Here is a 12,134-nt window from a genome sequence, read left to right on the forward strand (position 1 = left end):
GAAAATTCAGCCGGTGGGGGCGTATCAGGGGATAATCACCACATGAGTGATGGACTCAAACGCCGCTGGCAACGAGCAACTCAGCTCACTTATCTCAGCACTTTCGAACGCAAACTCAATCGATCGCTCTGGGCTCTGGCGGGGGTTGCACTGCTCTACTGCGTTGCCGAGCATGTTTTGCTCGCCGACATTCCCGAAGTCTTCCGAGGTGGTGCGCGACTCGGCAGCCTTCTTTTCGACATCGCAATCGGTTACGTGCACGCCTTCATCTTCTACCTGCTAATAGTCCGGTTACCGTTGCGGCGAGATCGCCGAAAGATCTATGGGAACCTAGAACCGCTGATCACTCGCGCCGTCGGCGAGGCGACTAGCCTCATGGGCACGTTGCATCAAGCGGCCGGCTTCGATAGCCATCGAGAGAATACGTTGGCGAACGTCCAAGAGACCTGCAGCAAGATTGGACCAGAAACGCCTACCAATATGCTGATTGCGTCGGCCACCCCGGCTGCGCACACGCCGGTGCTGGACGCGATTCATTATCATATGGACCGCGCCCGCAGCGTGAATCGGGAGATTCTCGACCTTTCAGCGTTCGTCGCATCAGACGTCATCTGCCTTGTGAACGACATCGAAAGCCAGGGCTATTTCAGAGCATTAGAGTTCGTCTACCCATTGTTTAAGGCCAACCAGCTCAGCAAGTCCGACCTCTCGTTTCTCGCCCGACACATCTTCGACTATCTATTGCTTGCCGACCGACTGGACGCCTACCGCCGCGAATTCCTTCCGGCAGCGTCACCGCGACCCACCTACCTCATTTCAGGGTCAGTGCGCGACAGCGACGAAGTTCCGCTAAGTCGCTTCTCGACTCCCGAGCGAGCAGGCGAAGAAAACGGGCTGCCAAAGAGACCCGGTGAAGAGCACCGCGCTTCTCGGCCGGTTAAGGTCTGAGCGGCGTCGTGACCGCGAACAACGCCGCCTTCGTGCAGGAAGGCCAGCCCGAGTAGCTCTAAGCTACTGGGAATACCAGCGGCAGGGACTCCACCGACCGCAGCGCTGCGGTGTAGGTCAGCTGCGCGCCGGGCTTGATCTCGTAATCCGGGATGCGCCGGTGGAATTCGCGCAGCGCCACCCGTAGCTCCATGCGGGCGAGATGCGATCCGAGGCAGCGGTGCGGACCGCCGCCGAACGCGCGGTGCCGGTTCGGGCTGCGGTTGAAGTCCACCAGCTCGGGGTCCGGGAATTCGGCCGGGTCGGTGTTGGCCGCGCCGAGCAGCGGGCTGATCCGTTCGCCCTTGCTGATTGGACACCCGCCCACCTCGGTGTCCTGGATGCAGACGCGGGCCACACCCGGCACCGGGGTCTCCCAGCGCAACAACTCCTCGATTGCGCTCGGCAGGATGTCGGGCTGCTCGACGAGCTGACGACGGTGGTCGGGATGGCACGCCAGGTACACGAAAAAGCAGTCGAGCGAGTCGGTCACCGTGTCCAGCCCCGCGATGAGGAACAGGATGCAGATGTCGAGCAGCTCCTCGCGCGATAGCGGTCTGCCTTCCACGTTGGCAGCGATCATGGCGGACAGCACGTCGTCGCGCGGGCTGGCGATGTGGTCGTCGATGGCGCGGTCGAAGTAGTCGTAGATCTTTTCCGCAGTGGGCGCGCCAGACTCGTGACGGCGGTCGAAGCCCGAGTCGCCCTCCGGTCGGATGATGCCGTCCTTCCACTCCAGGAACTGGTCGAGGTCCTCAAGCGGCAGGCCGAGCAATTGCAGGAAGACGGTGCAGGGGAGGGGAACGGCGAACTCTTCGTGGAAGTCGCATTCGCCGCGGCCGGCGAAGCGGTCGATCATCTCGTTGACCAGCTCGCTGACGCGGGGCTCGCGCCGGGCCATTTCCCGCGGGGTGAACAGCGGATCGAGGATGCGGCGATACTTCGCGTGGTCGGGCGGGTCGATTTGCAGCGGAATCATCGGTCGGACGTTGCCGAGGTCTACGGCGTCCATGTTCGACGAGAACAGCTCGGTGTGCTTTAGTGCCATCTCGATGTCGGCCAGGCGGCTGAGAACCACCGCCGTCGGGCTTCGGAACACCGGGGTGGTTTCGCGCAACGCCTTGTACATGGGCTGCGGCTCAGCGATTCCCATGAACGCCTGGTCGACATAGCCTTCGGTTTCTGTCATGCGGTCAGCGTGACACCAACGTCGCTAATTAGGCAATGATTGAATAAATTGCGTAATGGGCAAACGCCGCTGGCCAGCAGATTCTGCAGCGAGTACCGTGTTGCTGCGGACGAGTTGGCCGGGCGGCCGCGGACCGTCGCAAGGCGGTTCGAGGAAAGTCCGGACTTCGCAGAGCAGGGTGATTGCTAACGGCAATCCGAGGTGACTCGCGGGAAAGTGCCACAGAAAACAGACCGCCACCCTCGCGGTGGTAAGGGTGAAACGGTGCGGTAAGAGCGCACCAGCATTCCGGGTGACCGGAGTGGCTTGGCAAACCCCACCCGAAGCAAGGCCAAGAAGGCCGCGCGAAAGTGCGGCCGCGCAGGCGTCCGAGGGTTGCTCGCCCGAGCCTGCGGGTAGGCCGCTTGAGGCACCCGGCAACGGTGTGTCCAGATGGATGGCCGCCGCCGCGCCGCCGTTGCTCAAGCGCGGCGGCGGGGAACAGAATCCGGCTTACAGGCCGACTCGTCCGCCCACCGCTATTTAACAGGTGATTTGTGATCAATGCGGCGAGCCGCTACGCACGGGCTACGCACGGCAGCGTACGATCCCGTCCCGTGAGTGCACCGGGCGTGAAGCGTCGTTCCCCAGGGGCGCGCGTAGAAGATCAATGGCACCGAGATCGCCGTAAGGGTGAGCAGGTGTTCTACCCCGCCGACAACACAGAGGGCGCGGTGTGGTGCACCGACCGCACCCACTTCAAAACCCCAGGCACGATGGTGTGTACCAAGCTCCACGGCAAGGGCCGAAGGTGGCGTTGTCGGTGGGTCGATGAGACGGGCAAGGAACTCACCGCCTCATATGAGAAGCGTGCCACCGCCGACGCCCATAAACGGCGAGTCGATTCCGACTTACACACCGGCAGCTACATCGACCCCGCTGCGGGGCAGGTCACCTTCCGCGACTACGCGGAGGCATGGCGTAAGCGACAGGTCCACCGAGACAGCTCAGCGGAGCACGTAGAGAGCCGCTTACGGCTCCACGCCTATCCGGTGCTCGGCGACCGCCCGATATCCGCGATTCTCCCGAGTGAGATACAGGCATGGATTTCCGGGGTTGAGCTGGCACCGTCGAGCGTGGCGGTTGTGCACGGGATCGTGTACGGCATCCTGCGGGATGCAGTGCGCGACAAGTGCATTGCGTCTAATCCGTGCGACGGCACCAAGCTTCCGAAATTGCAACCAAAGAAGGTTGTTCCGCCGACGACCGAACAATTCGAGATCGTGCGGAGCATGTTGCCCGCTGAGCTGCGAGCGCTGGCGACGTTCGCCGCCGGTACCGGAATGCGGAAAGGGGAGTGCTTCGGCCTGGTTGTAGACCGCCTGCATCTGCCCGAGAAGCCTGGCGACCGTAGCGGCACGGTGAAGGTTGACCAGCAACTTGTCCGACCAAACCCGCTACAGTTCGGCCCGCTGAAAACGAAGGCGAGCTATCGGACGATACCGTTGCCGGATGTGGTGGTGGCGTCCCTTAGGGAACACCTGGAACAGTTTGCGCCCGGCCCGGATGGCCTGGTTTTCACCTGGCGCGGCAAACCTATTCCCCGTTCGTCGTTTGGTTACCACTGGAACGCGGCGGCGCGAGCTGCGAAGCTACCGCCACGGAGCGGCCTGCATTCGCTTCGGCACTACTACGCAAGCCTGCTCATCCGGTACGGGGAGTCTGTTAAGACGGTGCAGGCCCGCTTGGGGCATGCGTCTGCTGCGGAGACGTTGGACACGTACTCGCACCTCTGGCCTGATTCGGACGACCGGACGCGAGATGCGATTGACTCAGTGCTCAGGTTGGGTAACCCCGAGCAGTAGCCCCGACACGCCGAGCCGTTGTCCGGCTCCTATCGAACACCTGTGCTAACGTGTCACCACCAAGTGGACGCACACAGCAACTCAGACATGCAACGAAATTTCGGCGGTTGATTCCGCAAGCGTCCAGTGCTCAACCAGTGAGCGGGTACCTAATGGCGGCGGGTTTTCGTTGCCACAAAGAAAGCTAGTCATGTCTGAGAGTCCCTTTATCGACGCCGCCGGTATCGCTAAATACAGCGGTCGGAGCATCGACACCATTCGCTATTGGGAGCGGCTAGGCCAATTGCCGCCGTCCGCGAAAATTGGCCGTAGGCGAGTGTGGAAACGTGCAGAGATAGTGGAGCACTTCGGCTCAATGTTCGCTGCGTAGACCGGCCATGAGCATGGGTGATGAGTTTTTTCTGAACTCTGGTAGTGACCAGTTGGAGAAGGTTCACGGATGGGCGCGTGCCCGCGTAGTGGCACCCTGGGCAGTGTTCTTCGGGGTGTTACTCCGCGTATCGGCCAGCGTCCCGCATTACGTGCAGTTGCCTGGAATTAGAGGTGGCCGGGCCAGCCTTAACTTGCTTAGCGCTTTTGTGGGCAGGTCGGGGGATGGTAAGGGCGCTGCTATGAAGGTGGCGACCTTAGCGTGGCCGCGTGACATTTGCACGCTGCCCGTCGGTTCCGGTCAAGGCATCGCCGAAATGTTCGTGAAGAAGGCGAGAGACGAGATCGAACCGATTATCTTCGACATCCCGGAAATCGACACGCTTACGGGCTTGACCGGCACGCAAGGCAGTATTCTCCTGCCGACACTAAAGAGTCTGGCAATGGGTGAACAGCTAGGGCAGGCTAACGCCACTAAGGATTCCCGCCGGATTGTGCCTGAGCATTCATACCGGGCATGTCTTGCGGTGGGTGCGCAGCCGGGTCATACCCAAGTGCTGTTCAGAGACACGACTGGCGGAACTCCGCAACGGTTCCTTTGGGTGCCAGTAGTCGACCCGACCACTCCCGACGGTAGATTTCCGGAGCCCGAGCCGTTGAATACGGCGATGCCGGTGTGGACGCCCGGAGACGATGGTGTCGTTGAGATCGTCTACGGCGTGCCCGAGATCGAACAGTCGATTCTGGACAATGCTCTAGCCCGTGTGCGCGGTGAGGGTGATCCGCTTGACGGACACTCCCTGCTGACGCGCTGCAAGGTTGCCGCTCTGCTCGCGATCCTGCACCAACGGGTCGAAGTCACCGAATGGGACTGGGAACTTTCTGCTGCGGTAATGGCGGTGTCGAATCAGACTCGCGACATGCTGCTTGAGCGAGAGGCTGAGCTACGGGACAACGCTATCCGCGAGAGTGGGCGGCGCGACATGATCCGTAGCGAGGGGCGAGAGCGTCATGCGGTCGAGTCGGTGAAGAGCAGCGTCATCGCCACGATGACCAAGGCAGGTGGCAGCGCGTCGTACAGCGATCTGAACTCGGCAATGGGGAAGCTGCACCGTCGCAAGCTGCTTCCGCAGGCTCTTGAAGAGTTAGCTGACGAGAGTCGTGTCATCGCTGTGTCGGTATCTGGCGGCACCCGTTATGAGTTCACGACACCGGTTCAGGGTGAACAGGCCGTTCAGGGGATGCTGCCGCAGGTCAAGGCGGGTGAACGGGTAGTTCAGGGTGAACGCTCGACCAATGTCGTAAGGATGGAAACGCACAAGTCACGGAAAGCGAACACCCCAAAGATGTCGTGCCAGCAATGGTTCGATGAGCATCTTGCTTCGCTTCACGCCGGGGGGCACGACACCGTGGTGGGAGCCGATGTGCGTGAGGCCGGGGAAGCTGCTGGTTATACGAAGAATCAGTTGTATGTTGCGGCTAATACCAGGGGCTATAAGGGAACTTGCTGGAAGCTGACCGGCTGAGATTCCATCGAGAGAGAAGTGTCGCTGGCCGTTCGAGGCGGCGATGCGAACGTTAACGGGGTACCCCCCACCCCCATTGGCTGCGATGAGCCGCTCGGATGCAAACGTCCACATTGGCGTTGGCGACCGTTGGCCGCGCCGTTCTGTACCTAACAGCAGGTGCTCGGGGCTGGGAACGTTGGATGTTGTGTATGGGGTGCAAGTGAACCTACTACCGCGGGCGACCTTCGGATTCAGTTCGACCTCGGAGCAGTGCGAAGCCTGCCGACAGTCCAGCTTGGATGGAGGGAGCGGTGAGCGCGGTGACGTCGTCTTCTCGCCGCTCAAAAAGTCCGATGTAGTCACCGAAGACGTTCCCATCTATTACGACGCCCGCGACGAGAAACGGTGTGAGCTCCCTCGGTTGAGGCGGAACGACGACCATCAATAGGTGATCGTCAGGCTTATAACTGGCGCCCGCTGGCACCATAGCCACTCTCAGGCCCTGGATCGGCGGGTAGATGTGGCGGTGGAGTACAGACCTCACGCGGCGGGCTTGTCCGGTGTCCGCGACCGGATGTATCGACGTGATGATGTCGCGACCCTGACGCGTTTTTGTTGCTAGCCCGACTACCAGCACGCCCCCGGTAATTGCGTTTGCCATCGCAGAGACGTCTTTTGCGAGTTCTAGCTTCTCCTTCGCTGCCTCTAGATGGACCGCCACCTTCGCTTCAAGTAATTGCCCCTCCGGTAGACCGATTAATGCCGACGCGTGCCCACCATTGAGTAAGCCGAGGATCGACTCGACGGATAGGTCTCCTGATCCGAAGGTTCCAATTATCTCAACAGCTTCCTCGCCTAGATAATGGGCGTCTGCCAGCGTTTTATTTCTTAGTGGAATCTCGATGCGTGCTACCCAGTAGGTCCGGTATTCAAGGCTAAATGGGGACAAGCTGACCAACTTGCCGTTTCGTGAACTGAGCCAGTCCGCGAGGACTGCTTGACCCTCCGGCCAGCTCTGCTCCTCGCTCCGAACTAAGGGACCGTTAAGCACATCTATTTCGATCAGAAGCCTTCGGTCTCTCATGAGTACGATGCTCACCGGAGTCGTGAGCGAATCTTCTTCATCGAAATCCGCCAGCGCATCCATCGTCCAGTTGACTCTAAAACGGGGGTATTCTTTCATCGGGTCTTCGGAGTTGCCATACTCATAACCTCGATATACGGAGGTCATGGCGGCACGTAAAGAGGACAGGTTAGCGTCTCGCAGAATCTCGAACGGCGCAAATGCGTAGTCGCCGTCGAGCAACTCTGCATAACCGACGCCCACTACTTCTAGGGAATCGTTCGACACAATACGTGGGTCATATACAAATTTGACGCGCTTTCCTCGCACATTTGTACTCTAGAGCGCAAGCCTTCGCACCGTCGCGTCACGCGTCCGACGCGAGACAGAGAAGGCGCTGGCTGTGCGAGGCATCAGATTTCGGTTCATGGGGGCTACCCCCAGGGGGCATCGAGAGTCGGGTGACCGACCTCACGGGTGCTGAAACTAAGCCGTCCGACGCCGCGCTTTGCGGGATGCCTCGGACTCGTATAGCCAGATTGCATGATCTAGCCGCTTCTGGGTGACGCCTAGTGTGTCCGCAGCGCATTTAAGCGCGGCTTGTGCCCGGTTCGGGGCCACCGTCTTTGGCAGTGCAAGCGCGCGAGTGGTGAAACGGAGTAACAGAGTGTCGGCCTTAGTTCCGTCGGGGCCAGCGAGCATCAAGAGGTAGTCCCACGACGCCTTACCGAGACCGTGCACACCGTTCCATGCTCTGTGTACAGCTTCGAGGGCATCGGCATCTTCGGCGGCCTTTCGCAGGTCGGTAGTCGTGTCGACACCGGTGGCGAGCAAAGCCTCTGCCGCTTGGCGCATCGCCTCTCCTTTGAGCACCGTGGTACCGGGTGCTTTGTGGGAGGTGCCGACCTTAGCGCTCCACTGGCCCACCCCGCCCATCTCGTCGAAGGCGTCGAGAAACTGTCGGAGCCCGTCTGTTGCTGCTTCCCCGCCGTGTTGCGCTCTATAGGCCCTGTATCTGTTGAGGACTGGAACAACCACTTTCGCGTAGTCGTTTCGCAGGGATTGGATCGAGTCAATAAGGCACAACGCCAGCGAGTTGCCGTAACCTCGCGGTTCCTCAGGAAGTTCCTTTTGACCTGGAACTCCGAGCGCTTCTTCGATTGCAGCAAGGAATAGCCGGCAGTCACTGTCCATGGAGCCGACCGTAACCGAGCACGCCGACGAGCGTCGGTCACTTTTCATCACTAGAACAAGCGAGCACCCGGTACACGGTGGCGCGGCTGACTCCGAGGGTCGTGGCAATGACGCTGGCCGGTTCCCCACTTGTGTGCATCCGGCGCGCCAGCTCCGCCTTATCAGTGTCGAGCGCCTTGGGTCGTCCGATGTGCTGGCCGCGTGCCCGGCGAGCCGCACGCGCTGCTGTGCGCCGTTCACGACCAAGCTCTAATTCCAGTTCGGCGAGACTGGCGAGAACACCGGCGATCATCCGGCCAGCAGCGTTGCTAGTGTCGATTCCCTCCCTCAGCGACCGGAGCACGATGTTGCGCTCACAAAGTTCCCTAATTGTCGTCATGACCTCGGCGGCATTGCGGCCCAACCGATCTATGCCCACGACCACGATGGCGTCACCGGGCCGCGCGTAGTCCAGCAGAGCGGCAAGGCCGGGCCGCTGCTCGCGTGTCGAGGTGCCACTCAGTTTGTCGGTGTACACGCGAGCCGGATCGACACCGACAGCGGTGAGCGCGTCAAGCTGTTGGTCAAGGCTTTGGTGGCCGGTGCTGACGCGGGCATATCCAAGCTGAACCCTGGCGGTGGTAGCTGCGGTCTGAGACATGACGTCAGTTTGTCTCAAAACTCTCATAACCACAATATTTGCAACCGATGTTTTGAGGCAATTTCTGAGACAGAGCGACGTGGGACTTAGCACACAGCACCATTATCCGGCGCGTATGTCTCAGTTCTTTAGATTTGAGACACGCGTGAACCATTTAGAAAGGCGCGCGACAGCGCTGCCTCACATGCTTCGATTGAAGGCCTGTCGCAGCAAGTCCGGCGGAGGCCCAGGTTTGGCCTACGGAATGGGGTGTACTTCTACAACAATGTTGGTTCCTGCTGGTGACGCACTAAGGCTGGCTGATCTCGCTTGGCCGGTGCCGTCCCATGCCCACTCACTTGATGCAGGCGAGTACAGACCGAGCCGAGTGAGTTCGTCCGCCAGTGGTTGGCATGTTCGTAGAGTGCAGAGGGCTATCTCAAAAATGAATGCCGAAGGCATGGATCGACCAAACCAGGTGTTCTCGCCGGATTCCATGTACTGACGGAGTTGCTCGGCGGCCCTGTTTCGGTTGGGCAAGCCGTCATTGTGTGTGCCGCCAAGACTATTGGCCGCTACACGCAGAACACTCTCAACGGAATATTGAACATCATTCAACGTGAGGCCGATGGGGTGAGCTAGAAAATCCGTCCGCGTTAGTTCGAGCACTTGATCTCCCGGTAGGGAAGGTTCGCCACTCATGAGACCCCCGCGCATCGCTGCGCCGACGGTTACGCGCTCAATCTCGGGATGGGCGGCATGCATCGCTGCCCATGCCGCGTCTGACTCCGCCGAGGGTTGATGTGGCTGCGGCTCGACGACCCGGAACTTGGCCTCCAACGAGGTCGCAGCACAGGCATCGTCGAGAAGGTTTTCGAGCAAGATTTGGCGTAGGAGGCCAGAGACTCTGAGCAATTGGTACTCGGTGGGGTTGTTGTGAATCTTCTGCCTGATGTCGATGAGCGTCTCTACGAACAACTGCTCAACCTTCATGCCGTGCTCCTGGGCGATCCGTCAAACGTTGGAAGGTGCCTGCGTCGATTGCAGGTGTTCTGCACTCTTGACGTTAGGGGAAAGGGCTGACACAAATGAGCGTGCTGACGGTGGTCAGCACATTCTCGTCGCCGCTCATGTTTTCCTATGTCGTGCCATGCTGACTCGCGAACCATCTATCGGAGGTCAACCCCGTTATATGCGGCTTCGATTCCCGGCGGCTCGAACCACGGCGATACGCAACTGATTTGCTCGCGAAACTGCGAGCCGACCGACTGCCGTTGCGACCATGGTTAGACGTTCACGGTGAGTGACGCCACGCTACAACTGATGATCTGGCCGTCAATTGTGATGCTGCCGTGGTAGCCGCCGGTCTCGTCGGTCTCAAAGGCGATCAACTCGGGGATTAGCGTGTTGCTCCCGACTTCGGCGAGTGCGTCACGCAATCCTTTTGCGGCACCTTCGGCACTAGCGTGGATGAAATAGCCTGTAAGCGAGGGATTTCCAAGCTCTTCTTTGGCTGGCTCGGTTGTGACAATGACTAGCCAAACCTGCTCACCGACGATGCTCATGCTGGTCTCCATCAGCGTCAACCTCGCCGGATCAATCTATCCGTCATGGCCGCAAACATACTGTCAGGGCGGGACGACCGCGAGTACATGCCGTGTACTTCCTCGCGCCCCACGGTTTGGTGTTGATTCTCGTTGCCTTGCGGGGGCCGCTTGCACGGTGTATTCGGCGTATCGAGTGCTGAGCAGGCATCTACACTACGCAGGCGCTACGCACAGCACCACTCTGTACCCACTGGTGGCAGCATGAGGCGGGTCGAAAAATAGGCTGTGAACTGCATAGTCAGACAGCTAGCCGCTACGTGCCACCACTAGCACCAAATTATTGTGAACTGGGAAAATGCCGAGAGCCGATTTCCGGCTTACAGGCCAACTCGTCCGCCCTCTTCCCGGCGTTTGTCGTTATGTCTCGACCTCGATTTGGTCGATGTCGAGCGCGACCAGGATCGGATACGGGAGAGATCGACCCCTGGGTCCCTGTGGGCGCGCCTGTCGCCGGGTGGGTAAGACGAGCCCTTCGAAGTTTCGGTGGTCGTTGCAGTAGTGGACGGCCCGTGCCCATCGCCCGATGGGGCGGGCAACGTAGTCGTGCCGGCGGATCAGGCCGGCCGCATCCACGTAGAAGGTCTGTCGTCGGGAGTGAGTGTGGATGTCCGAAGGGAAGCTCACCTCGAGGCGCCGCCACTGCTCACCCGCCTCCGGCCAGGTAGCGCCTTCGGAGACGGTGACTCCTTCGCGGGTCAGCAGCAACGGCGCGCAGAGGTAATTCCACCACGCGTATCCGGCGAAGTAGGTGGCATCGAGTGCGTCCCAGCGGATGTTGCGACGTAGTCCGCTCAATCCGGCGAAGGCAGCACGGGCATTGCGCCGGGCGGTGATCAGCTCGCCATCCCGGGTCTCGACGCGCACGTCGCCTCGATCGAACACCGTCCGCTGATCCTCTTGTGGGAAACCGTGAAAGACGGTGTGCTGTTCGGCCAGCTGAATCCGCACGTGCACGTTGGCCATTCGGTTCCCCGGGAATCGCGAACGCAGCAGACCGCTGAATCTCGCGTGCGCGGTGAGCGCCTTCACGGCGCGCCACCGGTCAATGCCGCCATGGGCGGCGACGACCTCGTCGAGCAGCCCGCTCATGGCGGCGCAGCGCCCAGGACCATGGCGAGGACGCTCGGGTCCCCGTGGACGCTTGCGCCGGATTGAGCTTGGTCAATGGTGAGCACACCGGCGGCGAGTCCGAGGAGCGTCGCTGCCTCCGCTTCGAGGATCGTGTCCGGGCGCCGGTCGGGTTGGACGGTTACATGGGGGCCGTCCTCGCCGATCCGCAAGGCCATCAGTAGACCGCCGACCTCGATGCCGAGCTCAACCGGAGGCTCTGCCGTCCGTCCGCGGAGCAGCGCCGGAAGCGCGACAGCCAGCCAACGAGGTTGCAGGGCATCCTCGCCCTGGCCGCTAATCATCAGCGGCTCGGACCAGCGGATCAGGGCCTCGATCGATTCGCGGAGTTGATGGCCCCAGGGAGTCAGGGCGTAGACGACGCCGCTCGGGTGGTCCAGCTGCCGCTCGATCACTCCGCTCGACTCCAAGCTGCGCAGGCGGTCGGCCAGCAGATTGGTGGCGATGCCGCCCAGCGAGCCCGCGAGTTCGCCGTAGCGCATCGGGCCGAGAAGTAGCTCACGGACGACCAGCAGGCTCCAGCGATCGCCCACCACGTCAAGCGCGCGCGCTAGACCGCAGAACTGCCCATAGGAACGACCCGGCCTCGACTTGACTTCTTCCATGGCGCTTGATTTTATCAAGCA

11 protein-coding genes and 1 other RNA gene are annotated in these 12,134 nt (G+C 60.8%); 4 read left to right on the top strand and 8 right to left on the bottom strand.

Annotation, left to right across the window (positions count from 1 at the left end):
- Positions 1–42 precede the first annotated feature (42 nt).
- On the top strand, positions 43–948 hold the full coding sequence (locus tag ACQI5H_RS14100) for a hypothetical protein (protein WP_427079966.1): 906 nt from the start codon (positions 43–45) through the stop codon (positions 946–948).
- 58 nt (positions 949–1,006) lie between these two features.
- On the opposite strand, the gene ACQI5H_RS14105 is transcribed toward ACQI5H_RS14100, so the two are convergent.
- Positions 1,007–2,176, bottom strand: a complete 1,170-nt coding sequence (locus tag ACQI5H_RS14105) for a cytochrome P450 (RefSeq protein WP_427079967.1) — start codon at positions 2,174–2,176, stop codon at positions 1,007–1,009.
- A 110-nt stretch (positions 2,177–2,286) separates the two neighbouring features.
- Between ACQI5H_RS14105 and rnpB the strand changes: the two genes are divergently transcribed.
- From rnpB to ACQI5H_RS14120, 3 genes are all read left to right on the top strand, one after another.
- Positions 2,287–2,687: RNase P RNA component class A (rnpB, locus tag ACQI5H_RS14110), an RNA gene on the top strand.
- A gap of 85 nt (positions 2,688–2,772) precedes the next feature.
- Positions 2,773–4,020 (top strand): tyrosine-type recombinase/integrase, encoded by a 1,248-nt coding sequence (locus ACQI5H_RS14115; protein ID WP_427079968.1) that lies wholly within the window; start codon positions 2,773–2,775, stop codon positions 4,018–4,020.
- A gap of 611 nt (positions 4,021–4,631) precedes the next feature.
- Positions 4,632–5,915 carry a hypothetical protein gene (locus ACQI5H_RS14120; protein ID WP_427079969.1) on the top strand — a complete coding sequence of 428 codons (1,284 nt, stop codon included), beginning with the start codon at positions 4,632–4,634 and terminating at the stop codon, positions 5,913–5,915.
- 211 nt (positions 5,916–6,126) lie between these two features.
- Here ACQI5H_RS14120 and ACQI5H_RS14125 read toward each other — a convergent pair whose 3' ends face one another.
- From ACQI5H_RS14125 to ACQI5H_RS14155, 7 genes are all read right to left on the bottom strand, one after another.
- Complete coding sequence (locus ACQI5H_RS14125; protein ID WP_427079970.1) at positions 6,127–7,290, bottom strand: AlbA family DNA-binding domain-containing protein; 1,164 nt, start codon at positions 7,288–7,290, stop codon at positions 6,127–6,129.
- Positions 7,291–7,446: 156 nt separating this feature from the next.
- Positions 7,447–8,154, bottom strand: coding sequence for a hypothetical protein (locus ACQI5H_RS14130; protein ID WP_427079971.1), 708 nt, complete (start codon positions 8,152–8,154; stop codon positions 7,447–7,449).
- 37 nt (positions 8,155–8,191) lie between these two features.
- Entirely contained in the window at positions 8,192–8,794 is a 603-nt protein-coding gene (locus ACQI5H_RS14135) for a recombinase family protein (protein WP_427080011.1), read from the bottom strand.
- A 237-nt stretch (positions 8,795–9,031) separates the two neighbouring features.
- Complete coding sequence (locus ACQI5H_RS14140; RefSeq protein ID WP_427079972.1) at positions 9,032–9,766, bottom strand: hypothetical protein; 735 nt, start codon at positions 9,764–9,766, stop codon at positions 9,032–9,034.
- Between the two features lie 293 nt (positions 9,767–10,059).
- On the bottom strand, positions 10,060–10,338 hold the full coding sequence (locus ACQI5H_RS14145) for a hypothetical protein (protein ID WP_427079973.1): 279 nt from the start codon (positions 10,336–10,338) through the stop codon (positions 10,060–10,062).
- Positions 10,339–10,737: 399 nt separating this feature from the next.
- Positions 10,738–11,469 (bottom strand): hypothetical protein, encoded by a 732-nt coding sequence (locus ACQI5H_RS14150; RefSeq protein WP_427079974.1) that lies wholly within the window; start codon positions 11,467–11,469, stop codon positions 10,738–10,740.
- Positions 11,466–12,113, bottom strand: coding sequence for a winged helix-turn-helix transcriptional regulator (locus ACQI5H_RS14155; protein ID WP_427079975.1), 648 nt, complete (start codon positions 12,111–12,113; stop codon positions 11,466–11,468). Before ACQI5H_RS14155 ends, ACQI5H_RS14150 begins: the two co-directional genes overlap by 4 nt.
- Positions 12,114–12,134: the final 21 nt, after the last annotated feature.

Source organism: Mycobacterium heidelbergense (assembly GCF_050205645.1).
Lineage (GTDB): Bacteria > Actinomycetota > Actinomycetes > Mycobacteriales > Mycobacteriaceae > Mycobacterium > Mycobacterium heidelbergense_A.

What these genes read in the sequence shown, in the direction of transcription:
- ACQI5H_RS14150 (WP_427079974.1), bottom strand. Translation starts at nt 11,469, where the DNA reads ATGAGCGGGCTGCTCGACGAGGTCGTCGCCGCCCATGGCGGCATTGAC.
- ACQI5H_RS14145 (WP_427079973.1), bottom strand. Translation starts at nt 10,338, where the DNA reads ATGAGCATCGTCGGTGAGCAGGTTTGGCTAGTCATTGTCACAACCGAG.
- ACQI5H_RS14140 (WP_427079972.1), bottom strand. Translation starts at nt 9,766, where the DNA reads ATGAAGGTTGAGCAGTTGTTCGTAGAGACGCTCATCGACATCAGGCAG.
- ACQI5H_RS14130 (WP_427079971.1), bottom strand. Translation starts at nt 8,154, where the DNA reads ATGGACAGTGACTGCCGGCTATTCCTTGCTGCAATCGAAGAAGCGCTC.
- ACQI5H_RS14120 (WP_427079969.1), top strand. Translation starts at nt 4,632, where the DNA reads ATGAAGGTGGCGACCTTAGCGTGGCCGCGTGACATTTGCACGCTGCCC.
- ACQI5H_RS14155 (WP_427079975.1), bottom strand. Translation starts at nt 12,113, where the DNA reads ATGGAAGAAGTCAAGTCGAGGCCGGGTCGTTCCTATGGGCAGTTCTGC.
- ACQI5H_RS14100 (WP_427079966.1), top strand. Translation starts at nt 43, where the DNA reads ATGAGTGATGGACTCAAACGCCGCTGGCAACGAGCAACTCAGCTCACT.
- ACQI5H_RS14135 (WP_427080011.1), bottom strand. Translation starts at nt 8,794, where the DNA reads ATGTCTCAGACCGCAGCTACCACCGCCAGGGTTCAGCTTGGATATGCC.
- ACQI5H_RS14105 (WP_427079967.1), bottom strand. Translation starts at nt 2,176, where the DNA reads ATGACAGAAACCGAAGGCTATGTCGACCAGGCGTTCATGGGAATCGCT.